Annotated in this window: 18 protein-coding genes; 4 read left to right on the top strand and 14 right to left on the bottom strand. The window is 65.6% G+C overall.

Annotated features, from left to right (window positions below; translation table 11 throughout):
- Positions 1 to 60 precede the first annotated feature (60 nt).
- The gene (locus tag AKJ09_RS42515) at positions 61 to 720 is read right to left on the bottom strand and encodes a hypothetical protein (RefSeq protein WP_146653559.1); all 660 of its coding nucleotides are present in this window, start codon (positions 718 to 720) and stop codon (positions 61 to 63) included.
- A 407-nt stretch (positions 721 to 1,127) separates the two neighbouring features.
- On the opposite strand from AKJ09_RS42515, the gene AKJ09_RS42510 reads away from it, so the two are divergent.
- The gene (locus tag AKJ09_RS42510; RefSeq protein ID WP_146653558.1) at positions 1,128 to 2,117 is read left to right on the top strand and encodes a hypothetical protein; all 990 of its coding nucleotides are present in this window, start codon (positions 1,128 to 1,130) and stop codon (positions 2,115 to 2,117) included.
- A 48-nt stretch (positions 2,118 to 2,165) separates the two neighbouring features.
- Here the strand turns inward: AKJ09_RS42510 and AKJ09_RS42505 are convergent, their stop codons facing one another.
- The 8 genes from AKJ09_RS42505 to AKJ09_RS42470 all read right to left on the bottom strand — a co-directional run bounded on the left by AKJ09_RS42505 (position 2,166) and on the right by AKJ09_RS42470 (position 11,664).
- Positions 2,166 to 3,962 (bottom strand): IgGFc-binding protein, encoded by a 1,797-nt coding sequence (locus AKJ09_RS42505; protein ID WP_146653557.1) that lies wholly within the window; start codon positions 3,960 to 3,962, stop codon positions 2,166 to 2,168.
- Positions 3,959 to 5,320, bottom strand: a complete 1,362-nt coding sequence (locus AKJ09_RS42500; RefSeq protein WP_205633948.1) for an RCC1 domain-containing protein — start codon at positions 5,318 to 5,320, stop codon at positions 3,959 to 3,961. The genes AKJ09_RS42505 and AKJ09_RS42500 overlap by 4 nt, the downstream gene beginning before the upstream one ends.
- 19 nt (positions 5,321 to 5,339) lie before the next feature.
- Positions 5,340 to 6,629: a hypothetical protein gene (locus AKJ09_RS42495; protein ID WP_146653555.1), complete on the bottom strand. Its 1,290-nt coding sequence runs from the start codon at positions 6,627 to 6,629 to the stop codon at positions 5,340 to 5,342.
- Complete coding sequence (locus AKJ09_RS42490) at positions 6,626 to 7,819, bottom strand: beta propeller repeat protein (protein ID WP_146653554.1); 1,194 nt, start codon at positions 7,817 to 7,819, stop codon at positions 6,626 to 6,628. Before AKJ09_RS42490 ends, AKJ09_RS42495 begins: the two co-directional genes overlap by 4 nt.
- On the bottom strand, positions 7,816 to 9,021 hold the full coding sequence (locus tag AKJ09_RS42485; RefSeq protein ID WP_146653553.1) for a hypothetical protein: 1,206 nt from the start codon (positions 9,019 to 9,021) through the stop codon (positions 7,816 to 7,818). Before AKJ09_RS42485 ends, AKJ09_RS42490 begins: the two co-directional genes overlap by 4 nt.
- A gap of 58 nt (positions 9,022 to 9,079) precedes the next feature.
- A complete protein-coding gene (locus tag AKJ09_RS42480) occupies positions 9,080 to 9,796 on the bottom strand; it encodes a hypothetical protein (protein ID WP_146653552.1) in 717 nt (238 codons plus the stop codon).
- Positions 9,793 to 10,455, bottom strand: a complete 663-nt coding sequence (locus tag AKJ09_RS42475; protein WP_146653551.1) for an RNA polymerase sigma factor — start codon at positions 10,453 to 10,455, stop codon at positions 9,793 to 9,795. The genes AKJ09_RS42480 and AKJ09_RS42475 overlap by 4 nt, the downstream gene beginning before the upstream one ends.
- 66 nt (positions 10,456 to 10,521) lie before the next feature.
- On the bottom strand, positions 10,522 to 11,664 hold the full coding sequence (locus tag AKJ09_RS42470; RefSeq protein ID WP_146653550.1) for a hypothetical protein: 1,143 nt from the start codon (positions 11,662 to 11,664) through the stop codon (positions 10,522 to 10,524).
- A gap of 232 nt (positions 11,665 to 11,896) precedes the next feature.
- On the opposite strand from AKJ09_RS42470, the gene AKJ09_RS42465 reads away from it, so the two are divergent.
- Positions 11,897 to 12,250: a hypothetical protein gene (locus AKJ09_RS42465; protein ID WP_146653549.1), complete on the top strand. Its 354-nt coding sequence runs from the start codon at positions 11,897 to 11,899 to the stop codon at positions 12,248 to 12,250.
- Between the two features lie 316 nt (positions 12,251 to 12,566).
- Here AKJ09_RS42465 and AKJ09_RS42460 read toward each other — a convergent pair whose 3' ends face one another.
- From AKJ09_RS42460 to AKJ09_RS42440, 5 genes are all read right to left on the bottom strand, one after another.
- On the bottom strand, positions 12,567 to 13,307 hold the full coding sequence (locus AKJ09_RS42460; RefSeq protein WP_146653548.1) for a hypothetical protein: 741 nt from the start codon (positions 13,305 to 13,307) through the stop codon (positions 12,567 to 12,569).
- A gap of 164 nt (positions 13,308 to 13,471) precedes the next feature.
- Positions 13,472 to 15,013, bottom strand: a complete 1,542-nt coding sequence (locus AKJ09_RS42455; protein ID WP_146653547.1) for a hypothetical protein — start codon at positions 15,011 to 15,013, stop codon at positions 13,472 to 13,474.
- A 69-nt stretch (positions 15,014 to 15,082) separates the two neighbouring features.
- Complete coding sequence (locus tag AKJ09_RS42450) at positions 15,083 to 16,687, bottom strand: hypothetical protein (protein ID WP_146653546.1); 1,605 nt, start codon at positions 16,685 to 16,687, stop codon at positions 15,083 to 15,085.
- A 339-nt stretch (positions 16,688 to 17,026) separates the two neighbouring features.
- The gene (locus AKJ09_RS42445; protein WP_146653545.1) at positions 17,027 to 18,805 is read right to left on the bottom strand and encodes an NAD(P)/FAD-dependent oxidoreductase; all 1,779 of its coding nucleotides are present in this window, start codon (positions 18,803 to 18,805) and stop codon (positions 17,027 to 17,029) included.
- Between the two features lie 1,110 nt (positions 18,806 to 19,915).
- A complete protein-coding gene (locus AKJ09_RS42440) occupies positions 19,916 to 20,335 on the bottom strand; it encodes a hypothetical protein (RefSeq protein WP_146653544.1) in 420 nt (139 codons plus the stop codon).
- 166 nt (positions 20,336 to 20,501) lie between these two features.
- Here AKJ09_RS42440 and AKJ09_RS42435 point away from each other — a divergent pair, with 166 nt between their 5' ends.
- Together AKJ09_RS42435 and AKJ09_RS42430 are read left to right on the top strand one after the other, a co-directional pair.
- Complete coding sequence (locus AKJ09_RS42435) at positions 20,502 to 20,810, top strand: hypothetical protein (RefSeq protein WP_146653543.1); 309 nt, start codon at positions 20,502 to 20,504, stop codon at positions 20,808 to 20,810.
- Between the two features lie 51 nt (positions 20,811 to 20,861).
- Complete coding sequence (locus AKJ09_RS42430; RefSeq protein ID WP_146653542.1) at positions 20,862 to 22,835, top strand: hypothetical protein; 1,974 nt, start codon at positions 20,862 to 20,864, stop codon at positions 22,833 to 22,835.
- Positions 22,836 to 22,838: the final 3 nt, after the last annotated feature.

Here is a 22,838-nt window from a genome sequence, read left to right as displayed (position 1 = left end):
GGCCCTCGGACACACTACACCTCGCGCGCGAGCGTCGACCGCGCAGGCATCGACGTGGCGTCAGAATCGAGCTTCGTAGGCGACGTAGGACGTCACGCCCAACGCGAGCTCGTCGTTTTGTCCGCCGCCGGCCAAGTTGAAGGCGGCGACCTGGACGCCGATGTCGATCGGGACCTCTCGGCTGAGGACATATCCCGCGCCCGCATTCCCGCCGAAGCGAATGACCGAATCGATCGTGGGGATTGTATTGCTCGAATCGAACAACGCCACATCCCCGCGGAAGAAGAGAATGCGGGCCCCCATCTCGGCGTTGACATAGACGCCCGCGCCGGGCTGAAACGCGAAGATGCGAGTGCCGACGAGGATCGGCAGATCGTCCACCGCGCCATTCAGGAGGAACGGAAGGACCTGCTTCTTCATGCCGCGCTGGTATCCGACGCGGAGATATCCCTCGATCGTCGGTGATGCGTAGACACCAACGCGTAGTGACGCGCCTAGGAGCGGCCCCGTCGTGTCGGCAAGCGCACCAACTGGAACCGTGAAGAGGAAGTCGCCCGCGATTGCGAAGTTCTTATGGTCGTCCTTCGAACGCGCGTTTCGCGGTTTTGTCCAATCCTCGCTCGGCGCCTCCTCGTCGTCGGAAGACGATGTATCCGCGAACGAGGAATTGGCGGCCGAGAAAGCAACGAGGGCAAGCAAGAGCGAGAGAAAGCTGCGCATGGGCGCCTCCGAGTCATCGAGAGAAGAGGCTGTCGCGTTCAGCAACCGACGTGCCATGCGCAAAAGCGCCGTTCGGAGTGCAGAGCAGTCCTGCGAAGGCATGACGGTGTTGTCAGGCTTGCGGGCGCGTGACCGGCCTCGTGTGCTGGGGAAGCGATTGTTCCGTGGCGCTGAGCGAAAAACCGGTCAGGCGTCTCGCCGAACGGACTTCGGTGTGAGCGAGCCGGTGTTCGGAATCGAGCTCACTCGTCCGTCCAGGCGAAACTGGGGCGCGCGAGCGACGATGAACGACGAGTGGGGGCGGCGCGAACTGAAATTCTCGGCTGTTTTGCACTTCGAGACGACGTCGGTTCGGTGAACGCGCCTGGCATCTCGGTTGCTGAAGGGCTTCGGCAAGGAGAATGACGATGGGTAGCTCGAAGACTCGTACGTGGGGCGCGCTTCTGATCGCGCTCGTGGGGTTCACCTCTCCGCGTGACGCCGGCGCGTGGGCCGAGTCGTGCCAAGCGATGAAGAAGGGCGACGTTGCCAAGTGCACCGCCGAAGCGAGGAAGACGTGCACCGACGACGACGCCTGGGGGCGCAAGCAGTGCGAGTACAAGCTCGTCGAGAAGTACGACCTCTGTTCGCAGGATTCGTTGGGCAACGCCGGGAAGTCCGTCTCGGAGATCATCTCCGCGGCGCGAAGCTGGTACGCGCGCGACACGGACGACAAAGAGTGGATTGCGCGCGCGCAGAAAATCGAGGCCCAGGTTGCCACGTACACGCGCATCTACAACGAGTGGAAGGCCTGCGACGCAGGGGCCTTCTCGAAGAGCACGGCGGCGGAGGTGCAGGAGGCGCCCGCGCGTGACAAGAAGCGCTACCAGGAGACCGTCGAGGCGGTGCTCTCGTATGCCGAGGAGCTCAAGAAGCGCGGCGGAGGCACCGAGAGCTTCGTGAAGGGAAAGGCCCAGGAAGCGATCGCCACCGGCGCGAAACTGCCGGCCTCGTTCCGCTACAAGGACAAGGAGCTCGCGGGCGTCCTCGCTCTGGTCGACAAGAGTGTCGCCGACGCGGAGCAGGCGCGTCTCGACGCCATTGCTGCGCGAGGCTGTCCGTCGGGGCAGAATCTCGAGGCGTCGTTCCTCGCGATTGCGAAAAAGGAGCTCGACGGCGATGGCGCCAAGCGGCGCATCGTTCGCCAGTCGCTCGCCCGTCATCAAGATCGCGATGGACTCATCAGCCGCGACAACGTTCCGATCACGATCTGCGAGGAATTCCAGAAGAACGGCAAGAGCACGTGCTCGACGCAGAACATGACCATCTTCCGCGAGAAGCCGCCGAACGGAAGCTGGGGATCGTGGCAGATCTCCGTCGGCTCCGGTGAAGAGATCAACTGCTCGAAGATGAAGTGAGCGCGTCCACGCGATGACGCGTGGCCTGCACTCGCAGTGTCCGGTCCGTCAGCGAACCGGCGGCAGAGGTGTCTTCACCAACTTTCGTTGGGCCATGCCGCCGGGATAGGCGTAGCTCGCGTAGCGATCCCATCCCCAGAGGGTGGCGGTGAAAGGACCGTCGCTCTTCGCACGCTGGAGGCCCGTTCGGCAAACGCTGGTGCCGAAGACGTCACCGGGGCCGCTCCTTCGCGAGAGATCGACGCGCGTGAATTCGTATTCGCCTCGCGTGCCGATGGGCTTCCACGCCGTGAGATTGCCGGCGCATTCGAGCCAGACGTCGCTGAACGCGCCGCGAGACTTCGCGCGGACGAGAACCAGCGAGGTCTCGGCGAAGGTGGGATCGGCGTAGAAGCTATACGCGTTCAGATATTGGCCGGAGGGAACGACGTTGACGAACTCCGGATCGCCCCACGCACCGTACGTCGCGCCAGTTGCGGGATCGCCGCCGCCTCCGCTCATGTGAGCCGAGAGGTAGATGGGATGGTCGACGTCTTGCGAGCGAACGACGAACGCGTCGCCCGTTCCGGAGTGGAATGTCACGACGTCACCGGCGGACATCATGATCGGCGCGCCGGGAGGCACAACGGGATCGTAGTCGAGGCGCGTACCGTCGCGCGCGGCGACGATGCGATAGGGCACGACCTCGTGCTCGTTGCCCATGCGCGGCCGGTAGGCGACGGCGGCATACTCGGAGCCCCACTGTTCGAAGGGCGGAATCTGTTGAGCGAGCAGGTCGCAGGCGGCCGCTTTTGCCGGGATGTTCGCGCAGGTGTTGCCGCCGATGATGGCCGTCGGCTTGGTCGAGTCGACCACGCTGCCGGTGAGCTCGTCGGATTGAACGAATTGGAGAAGCTGACCTTTGTCGAGCTTGTAAGTCACGGGCACCGTCGCCGGACTACCCACGACGCCCCTGCCGTTCTGGATATCGCGCTTCGGAAGGATCGTCACCTCGGTGCCGTCCTCGGAGGCTAGGATCTGCGTGGCGGGCCTGCCGCCTTGACCTTCCTCCCAGCCGTCGACGATGACGTGCTGCTTCGACCACGTCGTCACGGGGAAGGTGAGCATGGCTGACGGAATGAAGCTGGCCGCGCCACCGAAGGGAAAGACCGTGGCCACCGCGACCGGCACGTTCGTCGTCAAGTGATACGACGTGCCGATTCCTGTTCCGCTCGGAACGCCTTCGAGGTTGGACGCGGGGACGACTCCATCGGGGCAGGGAACGAACGTTTGATTGTCGGCCGCCGATCGAGGCACGTTCGGATCGCGCACGGAGACGAAGAGAACGACGCTCTGCCCCGCGGGAATCGGCCCTTCATGGTGGATGAGCGTCGTCTCACCAGGATTCGTTCGGAACATCGCCTTGGAGAGATCCAAGGCTTTCCCCTCGAGCTCGAGCGAGATGTCGACCGGCAATGTCGACGTATTCACGATGTACGACGCGTAACAAGAATGCGGATGCTCTGCCGTGAAACGCGGCATCTGGAAATAGAACTCGCAGCCATTCGAGCTCTTGTCGGCCGCGGCGGCCGCGCACGGCTCCTGGCAGCGACCTGCGCCGCACGCGAGCTCCGGCTTGCACGTCTCCACGACGGAGCCCGTGCACGAGTCGATGACCGATCGTCCGTCGAGCGAGCATTGGAATCCACACTCCGGCGCATCCTCGGTCGCCGCGTCGACCACGAAGCTCTGTTCGGGACCTCCGAAGTCGCCGCGATCTTTGCCGCAAGCAGCAACGCACGCGGCGGCGAGCCCGAAGCCGAGCGCGGCGGCCAGGGCCACCCGAGACGAATGCACGCGTTTCATGGCAACATCACTTCCTGCGGCGTGAGGCTCGGTACCTTGATCTTCCCGTTGCCCAGCTGACCGTAAAAATTGGCTCCCCAGCAGTGCACGCGTCCCGTCGTGAGGAGCGCACACGTCGTGCTGGGCGTGGTCTTCACCGTGACGGCCGGCGCGGGGAGGCCCTGAACGAGCTTTGCTTCGAAGGCATAGGACTTCGTCCCATCACCTGCCTGGCCGCTGGCGTTGTATCCCCAACAGTAGACCTTGCCCGTCGCACTGACGGCGCACCAGCGTTGAGGGCGAATGACCGGATCTCCGAAGTCGGTGCTCGTGAGGGTACGCGTCGTGGCGATTTGCACGAGCGGCTCGGGCGCATCGACGCGCTCGGGAAGCGCCCGATCGAGCGCGGGAGGGTTCGTGGCGACGATCTCGCCGACCTTGGGAATCGTCGCCCCCCAGCAATAGCCTGTTCCGCCGGCGGTCGCGCAGGCACTATCGATCGTCACGTCGAGCGACGAGATCCCAGCGAGGGTGACGGGCAAGGGATGCGGATCGGGAAAGAGCGGTGAAACGCGTGCGAGCGGAGGATTGGCGCCCCAGCTCAGCGTTTCGCCGTCGTCGCGAAGAACGAAGGCGGCCGCGCCGAGGACGACGTCGCGGGCGCGGCCGCCGCTCGGAAGCTCCAAGCGCTTCGGAGGCAGCGCCGTGTACGCGGGCGTCGATTCGAGGGGAGCGAGCTGACCGTTCGTGTTGCGCCCCCAGCAGAGAAGGCCGTCGTCGGCGAGCGCGCACGCGACGTCGGCGCCCGCGGCCACGCGCGTGACCGGCGGGAGCGGGAGCTTCAGCGCCGTGCGTTCGGTGCTCGCCGCTCCTGCGTCGCCGCGGAGGAAGGGCCCCGTTCCCCAGCAGAACACTTCGCCGGTCGCCGTTCGAACGCAGGTGTGATCGATCTGGGTGGCGTTTTCGACACCGACGACGCGCGCGGGGGTGGCGCTATCGAAGGCGTTGGCTTGGTCACCGCGACCGAGCTGTCCGGCAAGATTGGCGCCCCAACACGCCACGGTGCCGTCGTGGAGGAGCGCGCAGAAGCCTTCGCCAAGGTCACTCGCACTGGCACCCAGCGTGGTGACGAGCGCGGTCGCGCACGGGCCAGCTCCGCTGCAGTCGACGGGCAGCGGGCCGCCGTCGAACCATGCGGCGTCGCGCGTATCACCACCGTCTCGTGATGGTGAACCGTCTTGGTCTTGCGCGTCTGCGCCGTCGTGAACCGTAGCCGCGTCCGTCCCACCGTCGGTCGCGCCGACGTTCACGTCTTCGGCGTCGTCACTCGAGCAGCTCGCGAGCGCAGCCATCGCCGCCACGCCGAGGACGACGAGCAACCTTCCGGAAGCAAACCGATCAAGGAGTCGTCTTGTGGAACGCATAGCGGACACCGATGGCCCAGAGGTTGGTATTGGAGGTGCCTCGCACCTGGTAGATGGGGCGATTGATGGGCCCGTTTCCGAGCGCGATGGTGGAGATGCCAAAAGCGCCGCCGCTCCAGACGTCGGAGCCACGAATCACGCGTCCCCACCCGGCGAGCCAGAGATTGCCCGAATCACTCCAGAGCGAATTGAGCGCCGACGGGCTCACGTTCGCCGGGATTGACGCACGATCGACAGAATATCCACTATCGGTGGCCGAAATGCGCACGACGTCGCGGCCGCCTTTGAGGGCGATGAACTGATCGTTCGAAACCGCCTGAATGTCCGTGAGCCATCCTTCGGCGCCAGCGATTCGTAGGAATCCCGGCCTGTCGAAGCAAGGCCAGTAAGGGCCGCCGATGGTGCCGTCGGCGATTCGCTGGTAGCCGGCCGCCGTTCTGCGAATGACGAGCGCGCATCCGGCGCCCATCTGGGATCTCGCGCCCGAGAACCAGACGTCGTCCGACGAGGTGCCGGCTGCGCCGAGCACGAAGAGGCGTTCGAGTGGACTCGAAGGATCGCCGGCGACGTATTCGGAGACCCATGAGCGCTCGCCCGCGTCGTCTTGGGTCCAGTGATAGATGGTATTCGCGTACCAGGCGTAGAGGTTGCTCGCGCTCGTTCCCCAGACGCCGAAGGCCGGGTACCGAGCGTTGATCATCGAATACGTCGGATTGGCGCTGTCGATATCGAGGTTGTTGGTCGGAAGCGGGGTGCGGGTCCACGTCCAGCCCGCGGCCGTGCGGGTCCCGTGGTAGACGTAGCCCGGGGCAACCGGGTAGTAGAACTCGCTGTCGCTCGGCGCCCAGCCTTTGCCAACGTACGCGCCGAATCCGTCTTGATTCTGAGTCCCGTCGTCGACGTACGTCCAGGCGCCTTCGGCGTCTTGCCACTCGAGAACCTTGATACCGAGTGTCGGGCTCTCGGCCAGAGCGATGGCGCGCCCGTCGAATGGCCAGATGTCTTTCAACATCAGGTCCTCGTCGGGCAGCGTGGTCAGGCACCAACCGGCCTCGCTGCAGCCGGGATCTCCGACCACCACGTCTTCGCGGGCGTCGACCCCTCCATCGCTCGCAGGTGATTCCGCATCGGGCAGGACGGTGCCGCTGGCGTCAGGGGAAGGAGCAGGCGCAGCGCTTTCGTTGTTCGACGCGGCACAAGCCACGACGGTCGAGGCGATGGCGAGTCCGACAGCTCCGCAAGCAAGGACATGCGAAGCGCTCATGGCTTTCCTCCGAGAGACAGAACCACCCCTTGGCCGCCGATCCAGACGTGGCCGTCGGAGGAGACCCAAACCGTGGTGAGATCGGGGCGGCGCTTGCCGAGTCCGGCGACCTTCACGCGTGACCAGATCTTGCCGTCGTAGTGGACGACGACGCCGGCATTGCCGACCGCCCAAATGTCGGAGGCCGAGGAGCCCCAGACAGCGTTCAGATCTTCCGTCGTCGGAACGTCGGAGACCTCGTCCCAGAGCACGGGCTGTCCCGTGTAGTGGCGAATCGTCCCCATTGCGCCTACCGCCCAAGCCTCCTCGTCGGAGGCCGACCACACTCCGAGGAGGGAATTCCACGTTCGTGCGTTGAAAGCTTCGATGTTCGGCGCGTCGCCGTCGGCGTTGGTGATGCGGAAGGCCGAACCACCGAAGCCGACCGCCCATACCGTGTCAGCGGTTGCGCCGTGGACGCTCGTCATCTGACTGCACGGCAGCGTGGCACATGCCTGAGGCGAGGCTCCGTAACCGAGCTCGAATGTCGGAGTCGGCGATACACGCATTCGCCAGAGCCCCGTCGTCCAGCCCGGGCGCCATGCACGTGCCGTGCACCACAGCCATGTCGCTCCGGGAGCCGCCCATCCGGACACGGGCTGCAAATCGGTCGAGCGATACGTTGGGGGTGTCACCGGTGTGTGGACGCTCCACCCTCCTGACGATGGTCCGGCGTCTGCCTGGGGCAGGTCTGCACCGCGTGCATAGATGCGCTCGAACACGCCGAAGGAGACCTCTGCGCCATCTCGAAGCCACAACGTTCGGAGCGTCTCGTGGTTGCCGGGATCGGACGCCGTCCACGCGCTACCGTCGAAGTGGGCGAGGGCACCGAGCGCTCCTGCCGCCCAGACGTCGTTCGAGGATCGCCCACGAATCACGTTGATCTGCGTACGAAGGTCGAAACCTCCGCCTGCCACTGCGGGACCGAAAGGTCCGTTCGGGCAAAGCGTGTCAGCCGAGCACGTCTCGGGGAAGAACTCACAATCGGTGCACGGCGCCGCTTCCGCGTCGTCGGAGGCGCCATCGGGATCACCGGCGTCCACGACGTCACTCGGCAGCGTGCTCGCATCGGGAGAATCGTCGTGCGCGCTCGTACCCGTCGTGGCGCAGGCGGCGACGCCCGAGAGGAGAAAGAGCCATTGCAGCTTCATCGCGCCACCTCGCCGGCGTCCGAGCCTTGCTCGCACGGCTCGACCACGCACTGCCCGCCGACGCAGGCCTGCCCGTCGACGGCGTCACAGACCTTCCCGCAGCCCCCGCAATTGCGAGGATCGCTGTCGGTATCGACTTCGCAGTCGTCGGCAGGATTACGATTGCAGTCGGCGCGGCCCTTGTTGCATCGCTTGTTGCATATGCCGTAGCTGCAGTAGCTGGTGCTGTACGGCTCGGCACCGAAGCTGCAGTTGAAGCCACATGCCCCGCAGTTGAGCTTGTCCGAGGAGATGTCGTAGCAGCCGCCGTAACACACGCCGCCGAAACACGTCTGAGGGCAATAGGTCAGGCCCGTGGGGCACATGCACTCCGCCTGACCCTTCAGGTTGACCCGGCACTCCATCCCCGGCGAGCAAGTCCGGCCGCACGCACCGCAGTTCTCCGACGTCACGAGCTGGGCTTCGCACCCATTGCTCGCGTCGCCGTCGCAATTGCCATAATTGGCATTGCATTTCATTCGTCCGCACTGGTTCGCGACGCAGCCGTAATAGGCATTCGCCAGAGGGGCTCCGCCGTCGCCCATGCGGTCGCACATGTTATTGCAGGCGCCACAGTTCCGATCGTCGTTCGTCGGATCGATGCACGATGGGAAGGTGCCTGGGCAGTTCAGGAGATCCGGTGGGCAGCCGCACTGGTAGCTACCCTCGCTCGACGTGCTCACGCAGGGCTTGTCCGGATCCGGACACGTGTCACCACAGGCCGTGCAATGATCGTTGCTGCCAGGATCGGTCTCGCAGCCGTTGTCGGGGAGACCGTCGCAGTCGAATGTCGGCGCAATGGCGCTGCACTGGAGGACGCACTTGCCGTCGACGCATTCGTAGGCTTCGCGCCCAGTCGCGGCCGGGCAGGCGTGGCCGCATTCCCCGCAGTTCTGACGATCCGCGCGCAGATTGACGTCGCACGGAAAGCGCGAGGTCGAACACGTCGTGAATCCCGCGGGGCACTTGTTCGAAGCGCAATAGGTGATCAGGCCGGCGTCGGTATCGCCGAGGCTTGCGTCGCCTTTGGGGAGGAGGACATTCGCTCCGCCATCGTCGGCGGGAGCTGCATCGAGCATCACCTCGCGTGCGCAGTGCGGCAGCGCGACGGTGAGAGCGACGAGTGCAAGAGCGGCGGTCAGCGTGCGGCGGTGCGGGCTCATCGTGTTGCTATCGAGCTATGTTCGAACGCGTCGCCTCGGATCGCATGATTGGCAATCGTCATTTCGAATCATTGCTGACAGGATAGGGAGACTCGAGGCTCGTGAGGAGGGAGCGGAGCTTTCGTGCGAAGGCTCCGTCGGGGCGCTCGGCGAGAAGACGCGTCGCGAGCGCCCTGGCTTCGGTGCTCCGGCCCGCCTGCTGCAAGGCCTCGACGCGCTCGACGGAAGCCTCCTCGAGCATGGCTCCCTTGCTCCCGAAACGGGCGTCGTACTGACCGAGCTTGCGCAGTGCCTCGCGGCTCCGGCCGTTCGCGATGTCTTCGCGGGTAGCACGAAGGAGCGCAGCCTCGGCGGCGAGGTCGTCGCTCGGAGTGGGCGCGGCGGCCCGGCCGGCGGCGACAGGCGGGAGATCGTGCACCGAAACGGTGGCGTGCTCGGCGGGCGCGCTTTCGAGGGGCGAGACTGCCTCGCCGAGAGCGGTGTTCGTCGAAGCGGCGGCTGCAGCAAGCGGAGCGGCAACGGGAGAGACGTCCGAAGAGCGACGCGCGACGGCGAACGTGCAGACGAGGGCGAGCGCGGAGAGGCCGATGGCGCCTTTCGCGACGAGGCCTCGCAAGGCCGACGAGGCCGGCTTGGCCATCGCCACGGCGGGAGCGAGCACGGCGGCCGCGATGCGCTGTTCGGCTTCGGGCGACAGCGATTCCCGACGAGCCTTGCGGAGCATCGATCCGTACGCGCTTTTGGACGGATCGTCGGTGAGTCGGGGGAGCGTCATTGCGGCTTCCTCGCGTCGCTGGCGCCGGTTGCGTCCTGACCCACGCCGCGCCGCCTCGCTTCGCGCTCGAACACCTGTCTTGCTCGGAGAAGGCGAGACTTCACGGTGCCGAGGGGGATGGAGAGAATCGCGGCGATTTCCGTCACGGTCATTTCTTCGATCTCGAAGAGGATGAAGGCCGCCCGCAGATCGTCCGACATGGCGTCGAGGATCTCCTGGAGCAGCGCGAGTTCGGCGTGCTCGGCGAGCTCACGTTCGGCATTGCGGTTCGAGACCGGCTCACGCGTCGTTTCTTGCAACGCGGCTGGGCGGCGCCGAGCGGCACGGCGCGCATTGGCGGCGAGGTAGGCGGCGGTCCGGAAGAGGAACTTTCGCTCGTCGCCGTGCGCGACGTCGGCGAGGCGCGAGCGCAGGACGAGAAAGACCTCCTGCGTGACGTCTTCAGCCTCGCCCTTGTCGACCCCGAAGCGGCGCAGGATCGAATGGACCCATCGCGCGTCGCGTCGAAACACCTCGGCGAGGCGGGCGAGGGCGGCGTCGTCGAGCTCGCTCATCGGCCGCGGCGGGGAAGGCAAGTCGCCAGCGGACCGTTCGCGATCGCGCCAGGACTCCTCGTTGGGAAGGCGTAGCAGGGAGACATCGTTGGCTTCGGCGCGCATTCCCGATCCCGTCCGGCCCAACGAACATGTCGGGAGGCCGGCAAACGGATCGGTCGATTTCGAGCTCTAAGGCGCCTGACCGTTGCGCCGGGGTGTGGGCAGACTCACCTCCAACCCCAAAGCGCCCTGGAAAACGGTAGCAGGCGCTTCGTAGACCTCGATGCCTGGATAGAACGTCAGAGTCTCGCGGACGAACGGAAATGCGACCCGGCCCTCGGCCACGATCGCGAGCCCAGCCGTGAGCGGAAGGCTCACCCGGGGCGCGATGAAGGCGGTGAACCATGGACGCACGCGGTCGGCCGGACGGATGACCTCGAACGACGTCGAGGCCAGGACGCCGCCGCTCACGCCCGCGCACACGCCAAGGTGCGCGAGCCACGCGTCGCCGGACGGGGTGCATGCCGAGACGGCGGCCTCGAAGAGACGCGTCCGGAACGCCCCATGCGGTGTTCGAGCGATCGGACTTGCCCCGTAGCCTAGCTCGCCGCGAAGCGTTGGCGGCCAGAGCGTCGCTCGATGCCCCACGGAAAGCGAAGCGCTCTGCATCCAGAGCGGGTCGGGAGCCACGCCCCAGCGAAGCGCACTCGCTCCACCCAGGCGAAGCTCGAGGGGACGTGGCGTTGGCAAGACGGCCTGTCCACGCTGCTCGCGACGTCTGGCCTTCATCGCCGGCGTGGCAGACCCGTCCCAGATGGGCGCCGATGACGTCGGTCGCTCGTCCGCTGCTTGTGGCGCGGTGGGCGCGGGAGCGGTCGGGGCGGGCGCGGCCGACGCCTCGAGCGCATCGTCGATGGCGAGGGCGGCCGAGACCGCCAAGGCAGCCACGACAGGGGCGCAGGTGGCTGCTCGGAGCTCTCGTTCGGACGTCCGATGGTCGCCGTCGTGCTGCTCGTCGTGCTGCATGATCCCGAGGCGCCCGACGTATCCTCGCTCGCCGCGCGTGATCCCAACGCGCACTTCGACGGCGCTCTTCCACGAACCGGGGGCCGTCCGCACGAGGGAAAGGACACGATCTCGGAACTCGGACGCCCGCGCACAATCGCGTGGCGCCTCGTAGACGAGTCGAAGCCGTGCGTTCTCCTCGCGCCCGTCATCCGCTCGCGCAGGGAGCGCGGGGAGCGCGAAGAGCGCGGCCGCGATGCCCACCGCCATGCCTGCCCCGATGTCCCGGTGCACACGACGAGCGCGATGGAGACGACCCGCGGTCATCACCAACCGAAGTCCAGCAGAGGAACGATCGACGTAACGAACTGCACGCAGCGGAGACCAGACGAACCGCCGATGCTATCGGTGCATCGAGCGAGGCGCTATGCCGTCGCTCGTCTTCGTCCGCGAGGCCGCTCAAGCGCAAGCGTTCGACTTCGCAGCCTCTCGGGCCCGTGATGGGCGATGGCGACCGACCGTCCCGTTTGCCGTACTCTACGAAGAGGGGGACAGACACATGAAGCGGTACGACACGACCGGCCCGATGCATGCGGCGCGAACGGAGAAGCTGCTCGACGCATTGTGGCAGTGCGAAGGGCGTCCCGCGTCGGTGATTGCCTTTACACAGAGCCATTCCATGCTGGTCGTTCGCGTAGACCTCGCCGAAGCGAGCTCGCTGACGCTGATGTGCCTGGCCTGCACACGCACGGAGTTCGTGCCCCGGTGGACCGTCGGCAAGCTCGTCTACTCGGTCGTCGAGAACGCCCCGCACCTCTATCGGCTGGTCGACGAGTCATGCCGCTTCCGCGTGGATTGTGGAGCGGTCGACGTCACCAGCGACCCCGACATGTGGCGCCGCGGCGACAGCTGACGACTTTCACCGGCGGTCGATCGTGAATTCGGCAACTCTGTTTGCCATCAGGTGAGCGGAGTCGGTAGGCGAAGCTAGACGTTCATCGTTCGACGCCCCGCACAGTCATCACGAATGCCGCCACACCCTAGCCCAGTGCGAACGGAAGCGAGGTGCGGGCACGACGCGGAACTGTTCTCTGTCGAACCTTGCGGGAACGTCGGAGGCGCGCTCGGTGCTATGGCGAGTGTTTCGGCAGACCGCTGAATCTCAGCGAGGGCCTCGTCGAGAGTTGCCGAATTCAAGTTGGAATAGGTTCTTTGGCTCACGCGTAAGCTCATCGACGCAGGAGGACGACCTCCGTCTGCGTGCGGATTGGGAGCGAGGCCAGCGTGCGGGGCGCACAGCTTGGAAGGCCGGCGCCATCGCGAGGTAGCCCGGCGAGCGACAGCCAGTACGAAATGCGTCGAACCGCGTCGGCGTGAACGTGCTGTTCGAGGCTCGCTCGGAGCGAGTCGGGGAGCGTACCGTCGGTCCCCGCGTCCGTCGGAAGCTCGATGGGCAAATAGAACGAGGCGAAATGAAGGGCTATCGCCGACCATCGCGGCCAAGCATCGCCCGGCTCTCGCGCTCGGGCGATCTCCGAGAGAACGTCGTTGTATTCGCTCACCCAACGCTGTCGCGCGCTCGGGGCCGTCGTGAGCGGCGTCTCCGACCCGAGTACGAGCCGCACGATTCGCTCCTCGGGGCTGGAGTCCTCGGGGGGACTCGTGCAGGCCGCCGCTGTCCACAAGCCGAGCTCGACGCCTCGAATCAAGCGTTCGAGGCTGCGTTCCGTTGCGGGATTGCCGCGCACCGTCGAGTTGCGCCAAACGCTGTACCTCATGGGCAGATACATCGTTGCGAAGTGGAACGTTCGAAAGTCCTTGGCGCTCCACCGTGTCGCGTCGTCGTTCTCACGGGTCACGGCGTGGAGCATTCCCGCGACCCATTCGGGATCGAGCTCGCCGGTTCGAAGCAGCCGGTAGGCGGCTTCTTCGGCGGAGTCGATATTCACCAGCGAGAGAGAAGGCGGCATCGAACGGGAGCCTCGCGACCCCCTCATTCTAGGACACAATTCGGACGATGAAGACCGGCGCTTGGTTCGTTGGCATGGCGGTCCTCGCCGGCATGCTCGTTTGTGGGGCGTCGGATTCGTCCGAGACGAGCGGCGCAGGCGCGTCGTGTCGGAAGCCCGACACCTTACTCGGTTTGGATGTCGCCTTCGCTCAGGTCGGTGAGGGGGACTTCGGTATCCGTCACGGTGTAGCGAGGCGTTTGGGCGGGGACGCAGGTGCCGTCGGGGAGCTTGTCGAAGGTCGCCGTCGTCGCGGCGGTGGCCTTGTAGACGTTGAGGACCTTGGGATCGGTGCAGGCCGTGGTGTCGAGGCGAGCGATGATGGGGGCGACGGGGGCGGGACCGCTGCACTGCGACGGGCCGAAATCGAAGAAGGCGCTCGTCGGTTGGGTGCACGCGGCGTCCAGATAGGACGCGGTCTGACGCGCCGTGGGCGTGCAGCGCAGCTTGCCTTCGGAATCAGGCATGAACGTGCAGGGCACTTCGTGGACGGAGTCCTGGAAGCCGACGACCGACGCGTAGCCGTCGAGGGTGCGCGAGACGGCTTGCACGGGGCCGCTGCCGACGAGCTGCTCGCGTGCTTCGGTAAAGGTGTTGGCGGGCAGCTCGTCGCCGAACGTGAAGAGCTTCGAACCCGCGGTGTTGAAGGCATAGCAGCCGCCGTACGCGGCTTGGTAGACCGGCGACGCGTCGACTGTCGCGGGCACGGTGCGGTGGACGACGACTGCGGGCTGTCCGCAGCTCGTCACAGTCGGAGCGACGACCCATGGCTGATTGGCCGGCGCGGCATAGGCGATCGGGGCGCCCGAGCAGGTCTGGTCGGCGAAGAGCGGCGTCGGCCGAGCCGTATCGATGCAACGTAGACTTCCGTCCTTGTAGCGCTGCACGGTGCAGGCCGCGCCGACGGCGCCACCCGGAGCAGGCAGCGACCATCCCACCACGCTGCGGGAGCCATCTTGGCCGACCGCCACGGCGGTGACGAGCTCTCGTTGGGTATTGCTGATCTTGGTCGCCACGAAGGCGTCCTCGCGGATCGAGGGGCCGACCGAGACGTAGCGGTCGTAGTTGTAGAGGACTTGGAACTGGCACACGCCCGGAATGCTGCCGAGCGACTGGATGGCATAGCCGCGCGCTTGGGGGCCGGGCTTCGGGCCGCCGTCGAGAGGTCCTTCGACCGGATGAAGGCCCCACGCCACGGCTCCGGCGTCCGGATCCGGGTGGTCCATCCCTTCGAGGTACGGTTGCGCGCACGAGCCCGTCGCGAAGCCTCCGAAGAAATGGAGACAGGTCGGATCCGAGTAGAGGAGCGCTCCGCCGAAACCGGGAACGCAAATGTCCGGGCGCAACGTGCTTCGTCGGAAGGCGCACGTCTCGTTGCGTGCCGTATCGAACCAATCCACGAACGCACGGTCCGATGAACCCACGGCGCCCAGGAGTCGTCGGCGGAGCCGCGTGCCGCTCGTCTGCATCGCCAGTGGGCCCGACGAGGAGCCAGGTGCTCCGTCGCCGCCGGTTGCGTCGTCCGCCGAACCGGCCGCGCCATCGCCCGCGGCCGCGCTCGGATCATTCGAGCCAGGATCGTCGCTGCTGTCCGAGCTGCATGCGTCGAGCGCAACGAGAAAGACTGCCGGAGCCAGAAGAGCGAGTACAAAGATTCGATTCGTCATCGTTTGAATATCGAAATTCGTTCGTTGATAATGACGGAAGAGGGAAGGCGACGCTGTGCCGTTGGCCGATCATTCGACTTGCAGTGTTCCCTCGGCAAGGTCGTCCAGCGGAATCTCGGTCGTGGGGTAGTAGGACTTCGCGCTCGTGATCTCGTTGCACGTGCCGAAGGCCAGGCTCCAGAGCTTCGGCATCGGCGTCGGGTCGACGCGGTAGGCGCGATAGGAGTCCGGACAACCATCGTCGAAGCCGACGGACTCCGTAGGAGGCGTGCAGGACGTCGATACATAAACGTGGACTGGCGCCGTGCACTCGGCATCGGCATAGCGGAGGACGACGCGCTCGCTTGGCGCGTCCACCTCTCCGAGCGCTTTTGGATTGAAGACCGGCGGTACGACCTGGCTACGCGTGTCGAACGGCAAGCAGCGATATTTGCCGTCGGCGGCCGTGTTGAATCGGCACGTGGTGCCGCGCACCGTATCCCGCCAATAGAGAAGCTGTCGTAGCGCGCCGACCTCGAGGTAGTGCGCCTCGAGCCGCCCGACACCCGCGCCAATCGTGTGCCTCAACGGCGGATAGATCGTCGACAGCTGTGCGGCGGTGACTTCGTCGCCGACTTCGTAGACGTACGTTGGTCGATTGTAGTTCGCCTCGGAGAGCGGCTTGCAAGTGGAGCTGGGGCCGAGCTCGCGACTCGTCGCGAAGAGCCCATTGGGCGACCACGGACCGTTCGTCACCGCGTGAGCCGTCCAGTCCGTGCCGCAGCCAGGAGTCTCGGCAATGAACATGAGCGACGGCGTGCGCGAGGCGACGGCCGTTGATGGGCCCGAGCAATCCTGCGTCGGGAAGACGTCCCAGATCGTCCGCGAGGTGTCCGGCAGGCAATGGATGGTCCCGTCTTTCCATCGCACGGGCCTGCAGTCGACCGTCGGTCCGCCCAGCGGATCGGAGATCCCGATGGTCACGACTTCGCGTCCCGTCTCGGGCATCTGCACCATGCCGAGCGAGAGCGGTGCATCGGGTGTCCGCACGACGTCGTAGCGCTTCCTTACCAGGCTCGAGCGCGGGACTTCGTCGCCCTGCTGATAGAGCGAGTAGTTCCTCCCTTTTTCGGCGATCTCGCAGGTGGGCGTGCCGTTGTAGGCGACGTTCCGGTAATACGGTCCGCTGCCGTCGCGCGTGACGCGATAGACGTGTGGATCGTTCGCGGCGGACACGTCGGCGACCACGTGGAAACGCGCCGAACAATCGCCGGCGCCGACGACGGCGGGGATCTCGCATGCCGCGTCGCGATAGGCGGAGCCGCCATAGACTCGGCTTCGCGGTACGAAGGCCATCGTCGGCGTGATGTCGATGCTCGCGAACACGCACGGCTCGCCGAGGCTCTTGTCGAACCAACCGACGAACTGCCGCTCGGCGCCGCCGATGCCGACGAGCATGCGCCTCAGCAGAGTGCCGCTCTGCTCGAAGTCTTCGGTCAGCGTCGAGACGGGAAGAGAGCCCAAGCTCGAGCCGTCGACGTTCGAGGCGTCGGCACCGCCTGCCGTACGACCCTCCGGTCCGTCATTCGTGTCCTGGCCGTTGCCAGGTGCATCCGGTGAATCCGACGATGAACAAGAGGCGACGGCTGCGAGGAGCGCGCCAAAACCAAAGACCGAAACTCGCGCACGTAACATCCGAGCGCGAGCGCCAAGCACGGACCACGCCATCGCGCGACAAACGCTCGCTCGGAGGGCGTCTCCGCCCGGCACGAACTACTGCGGCGACCGCTTCCACGGTCCTTTGCACAAGTCTGTCGCGATCTCCGTTTGACTTTTCAATCAGCGCAACTGAGTTGCGCTGTAAGGTCGCGCGTCTTGGTAATTCACGAATTGCGAATCCCCACGCGCGAATTGCGAACGAGATATCGCTCGTTCGCGCACGGGAACGAATCGTTCCGATACGCCGTCGAAATGACACGGGGCCCGTCTCGACGGTGCGAGAGCGAGCCCCATTCGTGATCGCGTTTGCGCGAGTCAGCCAAGACCCGAGGGCAGCTTGTCGAGCTGTCCGCCTTCGACGACGAGCATGTCGGCGAGCAAGAGGTGGATGAGCACGTGCTGCTGCGCGGGCGTGAGCTTCTCCTTGAAGCTGCCGTACTCCACCGACTCGTCGCGCAAGGCCGCATGAATGGCCATGCCGCCGTGCATGGCGTCGACGAACTTGACCTGATCGACCGCCGATCCATCCGAGAAATAGAAGCGGTGACACGGAATCGGCTCCGCGAAGAGCGGGCGGACTTCGTTTGCGTACTTGTCCGGGTCGGTCCAGTACGGGCCGTGGACGAATGCCGGGGGCTTGCCGTCGGGTGAGTAGCCGCCGCCTTCGAGTGTGAGGCTCGCCTTGATGGCGACGTTCGGCTTCATCCGAATGCGAGCGGTGGGCGAAGGTTCCATACGCTCGAGCTGGGCGAGCGTGCGGCTGAGCGCGCCCTCTTTGCCGAGGCTCGACATGTTGTTCGTGCCGCGCGTGATGACCTGGACGAGGTCGCCGTGCAGACCGCCGTTGACGAGGCCTTGGAACGTTTCGCGGCGCATGTCCATGAGGGGCATGCTCCCGCGCTTTGCCCAATAGACGCTCTCCGGCTTGTTGCGCGCGATCTCCGCGTACCACTGGTCGATGCCGAGCCCGAACGCGTGCGCGAGACCCTTGAGGACCCGATCATAGTCGTCCCACAGCTCGCGCTTGTAGTTCTCGGGCATCTCGCCGTCGAAGTAGGCCTTGATGAGCGGCACGGCCGCCGAGGCATGCATGAGCGCGAAGTGCACGCCCGAGGAGAAGAGTGGGTCGACGAAGTACGCTGCGTCACCGACGCGAATCTCGCCCGAGTCGAACTCGCACATCTTACCGCTGATGCGTGAGTAATTCGGAGCGGTCAGGAAGCGATCGGCGATGAGCTCGGCGTCTTTGACGAGCTCCTTCAGGAACGGGACGTTACGCGCCGTCTCCATGAAGATGCGACCGTCGGTGAAGCGCTTGGCCGGGTTCTTCAGCGCAGCCGGATCGGTCACGAGACCGAGCGAGTGCGTGATGACGCGCTTGCCTTGGACGACCTTCGGAACGGGGATGTACCAGAACCAGCCGTCGTCGAAGGCGAAGCAGCCGATCGGCGAGAGATTGCGCTCGCGGAAGATGTTCCAGTCACCCGGCAGCGTTTGAGCCGACTTGCCGCCGATGATGTGATTCCAAATCGCGATGTTCTGATACTTGGAGAGGAATGGGCGCTCGCCCGTGATCGTCGTGTTGCCGGTGCGGCCCGAGCAATTCACGAAGACTCGGCACGAGGTCGAGCCCAGGTCGCCGAGCGTGACCTTCGTGATGTCGCCCCAGCGACGAACGCCGGTCACAGGCGTTCCTTCGAAGACTTCGACGCCCTGACTGCGGGCATTCTCGAGGAGGATCTGATCGAACTCGGGGCGGTTCGCGTGGACCGACCAGCGAATGTGGCCGTCTTTCACGTGCTCCTGGTGCTCGAAGAACGTGATCCACGGCTGGTTTCCCCAGACGTAGTAGCCACCCGCTTTCTTCACGTAGCACTCGCTCGCCATGACCTTGGCGAGGGCGCCGCTCTCCTGCAGCGTCGGCACGATCGTGTGGACGAACGATTCGCCGATATGGTCGCGCGGAAAGAACTCCGACTCGAAGATGGCCACCGAGAGGTTCGTTTGCCTCTTGAGCAGCGAAGCGAGTGTGGCGCCGGCCGGCCCGCCGCCCATGATCACCACGTCATAGACCTTGTCGTTGAACTCCGACATCCAATCCTCCCTACTGCGGCGACCACTTGCGTGGACCGAGGATTCCGGGGCCCACGCCCACCCTGAGCGGCGAGGGCCCCGAAATCCTCGGTCCTTCACGGAAGTCCGTCACCAACGCTGTTTGACGACCCTCAGCGCAACGTTGCAACGGTGCTGCGCCGCGAGCGTGCGCGTGCACGTGGGGTGAACGCAAAGACGCCACGTCCCCCGCGCCCCCTCGATCCCCTTCATGCCGGTATATGCTCCACACGAACGGTTTCTGCCATACCAATTTGGGTGTCGATGTCGTTTCTCGGAAATTGAAAAAGTTCGTTTGATTGGAATAGTTGCAAATGAAACAATCGGTGGATCTCGGTTCACCGGATGGGCTCGCGAGGGCCCGTCGTGATGGCGACGAACGCGACGACCGAAATGCATCCGGCGGGTGTCCAGGATCGGACAGAGCGGAGCATCGAAGAGCATAGGCCGTCGAACGTGAGGGGCCGCCGATGTCTACGCCGCGGTTTTTTTAGGGCCGCGAGCGTGTTCTCGATGGTGTTCGTACGTCGCACGCGCGAACCGAGTTCGCTCGGGCAGAACTCGGGGATCCCCTGCTCGCCGGATCGACCACGCACCCGAGCAACGCCGTCGGCTTCGTCGGTACCGTCCAGGGCTCACCCGCTATTCCGAAATTTAAATCGGAATCGTTAGTGTGCTAGTTGGGATAGGTGATGCCCTTACGTGGACGCCGAGACACACGCCTGATGGCCAAAGGCATCGGCGCGGACCTTTCCCATGGCCGCGTTCAATCGGTGCGTGCGCGTGCTGTGTCGAGTGCCTGCGTCCTGTTCCCCCGTGGCGGCAAGATGAGCCGAGCCGAGGAATGCCCGCGCGACGTCGACGAAACGTGCCCTCTGGCTCGTCCCCACCGCCGTGCGATCAACCCCGTTCTGGCCACGGATTTTGCCGCTCTAGCGACGTCTGTCATCCGCCCTAGGGGGAATGAAATTGCGAATTTCGTCGGCGCGAATGGCGGCATGCGCCACGCTGACGCATGCATGTGCGCGCGCGTTGGACGTCCGTGGAATATTCCTTCAATCGGCGCTCACGGAGCCTGCTGCACGATGCCGATCAGTGGACGTCGGCGTCGACGCTGCCGGCGTCAGGGCAGGGAACGAGGCCGTAGCCGCCGCTGACGATTTCGCACGTCCACGTGCCCTCCACGCAGCGGCATTCCCATTGGTTGGGAACGGCGGGGACGAAGCCACCGGGTTTGCACGTACCGATCGTCTCGAAGGTGCACTCGGCTCCAGCCGTGCACCTGCCGGTGGGGACGTCTACGCGTTGGCCGTGCTCCTCGGGGCAGCTCGGGTCCACGACGGATCTCGTTTCGGTGTTGGTGGCGTTTGCTTTCGAGCGGTCGTCGCTCGCTCCGCCCGTCTCGCGGGCGCATGCAAGCGGCGCGAGGGAGACGACGACCACGACCGTCGAAAGAAGGGCATTGCGCGGGCGAGCCATCCGTAGCGATGCGGCGAGCGTCTGGGCGTTCATGCGGCGAGCGAAATGCAGAGCAAGCTGCATACCGCGCGAGCACTGCAGAGATTCCGCGCGAAAATAGGGGCCCTCGACGACGAGCGGCGTCGTCTGGCACGGAGTGGCACGTGCCACCTCCCAAGAACGTGAGCCGGCCGCCGCGCGGTCTTGTAGGATGCCGCGCATGTCGGAGCTGACGTTTCGGGATTTCGCGGGCGCCATCATGGGCAACGATCTGACGCGCGCGGGCGAGGTACTCGAGGAGCTCGTCGGGCTCGACAAGGCAGCGGGCGTTGCTGCTGCGACGCACTTCCAGCAGAACATGGCCTCCGATCCGGCGTTCTTCACGAAGGCCATGGGCCTCCGCCAGGCGGTGACGAGCGGAACCGACGAAGAGATCGCCTCGCTTCTCGGGGATTGCTTCGGCCTCGCCGGCGCGGCCATTCCGGCCGCCGTCGTGGCCCTGCGCAAACGGTACCCGTCGCCGGCGTGAGGGCGGCGCCAGGGAGGAAGCTTTCCGCGCTCGCCTGCGTAACCCCGCGGCATGGGTTCGTTTCTGACCAATGTCCAGCTGCGTCTCGGCGAAACGAAAGACGCAGCGGTGCGCGCCGAGAAGGTCCTCCGCGCTCATTTCGCAGCGCAAGGTCTGGAGGAGGCGAGGCCTTCGGAGCCGGCAGATCGGACCGTTCTACTCGAGTCGCGCGAGGGCTGGCTCTCCGTCTACGACGAACGGAGCGAGGGACAGGATCCGGCGGTGTTGCGCGAGCTCGCGTCGGTGCTCTCCGCACGTCTCGAGGCGACGACGTTCACGGTGGTCGTTCACGACAGTGACGTGCTCGTCCTCGAACTCTTCGAGGGCGGACAGCGAATCGATACCTACGACAGTGCGCCCGAGTACTTCGGGAAGCGTTCGAAGAAGAACAAGGCTGCCGTCGGCGGGCATCCGGAGCTATGGGAAGCCCTTCTTGCGCCCGGCCACTCCGTTGAGGCACTGAAGGCGACGTGGGGCGAGCAACGTCTCTTCGCCGAGGACACGCTACGAAAGACGGCGGAGCATTTCGGGCTCGAGGCCGCCCGCGTGGACATCGGCTACGAGTATGCCGACAAATCGAATGCCAAATACGTGCGGCTTTCGCTCCGTAACAAGAGCCGGCCCGCGAGCGAGACGCACGCGTCCGGGCCGACGGTCTACGTCCAGCACGGATATCAACCGAACGTCGAGGTCTCGCAAGGCATGGCCGTTCGCATCTGCTGTGGCGTCCAAAATCATGGCGGCGCTTCGCGAGGCCTCGAGCTGGTGCTCGCCGGCGACGCGATCACGAAAGGTCTCGTCATTCCCGAGGTCGTCGAGATCGTGACGGGCGGGGCATCGAACATGCGTCGCGTCGAGAAGTCCGTCGAGCGTCGGGCCGATCGCTTCGTGGCCGCGTTCGAAGACTTCGAGAACCCTGCCGGCCTCGAGGGGGGATTGGCCGCGTTGGCCGGATTGCCGGCGAAGAAGATGGTCGAGGTGATGTACGCATCCGTCGTGCACGCGAACGTCCAGGCCGTCGGCGGCGTACCTGGGGGCGGAACGCTGCTCGTCACGTTTGCGCCGCTCCACGATGCGGAGGGGGCGCTGACGCACGCGATGGAGATCGACGCACGACCGACGCCCCGCCGGCCACTTCGCGCGCGGCCCGACGTGGACGCCCATCTGCTGCGTACGCTGGACGGACCGGTGTTGTTCGCGCAGGTCTCGATGGACCTGAGTCGAGGCGATGCCGTTGGCGCCGTGGCGTCCCTCCTCGAGCGCTGGATGTGGTTTCTCGAGGGAGACCTGTCGATCGCCGTGCATCGTGCGAATCCCAACCTGCGCCCGCGCGTCGAGCGAGCGAAGGGTAAGGGGGTTGCCCATGGCAAGCGTTGGACGACGTTGCTCGATGAGCTACGGACCGAGAACGTCGTCGAGGTCTCGGCGGGGCGCTGGCCTTCGTCGGACGAGGCGATGCTCGACCGCAGTGTCGGCGCAGGTTTCACGTTCGGTACGCAGATCTTCGAACGATCGAAGACGGAGAGCTGCCTGCCCACGCTCGCCCTTTGGCTCGACACGACCAAGGTGAGCGCCGAGCGCACGGCCGCGGCTCGAACCTTCCTCGAATCCGCGATCGACACCCTCATGGTCGAACGTCGTGGCCTCCAGGCCGTGGTGACGAAGACGTCGCCCCCCGGCCCGCCGTCGTTGGACAGGACGGACTACGAACAAGTCTGCGGGCTCTACGGAGACGTCACCATGCGTCGTACCTGGCAGGGGCGCTGGCTCCGAGCGATGGGCAAGGGCACGGTGTGGATGGGACGCGAGCTCGCGTCGCGCGACTTCGACCGCGCGGCGCTGACCAAGGCCGCGACGGTGACGGAGCGCGAAGGCATCCTGCGCGTGACGATCGCCGACGACGCCGCGCTCACCCACGCCGAACATGCGCTCGCGAACCTTCTGCCGTCCAGCGAGCAATGGCTGGACGCCGCCCGAGGAGCGTGAGCC

The sequence above is a fragment of the Labilithrix luteola genome (genome assembly GCF_001263205.1).
Lineage (GTDB): Bacteria > Myxococcota_A > Polyangia > Polyangiales > Polyangiaceae > Labilithrix > Labilithrix luteola.
The sequence above is the reverse complement of the archived record's forward strand: the minus strand, read 5'-3'. Positions and strand labels throughout refer to the sequence as shown.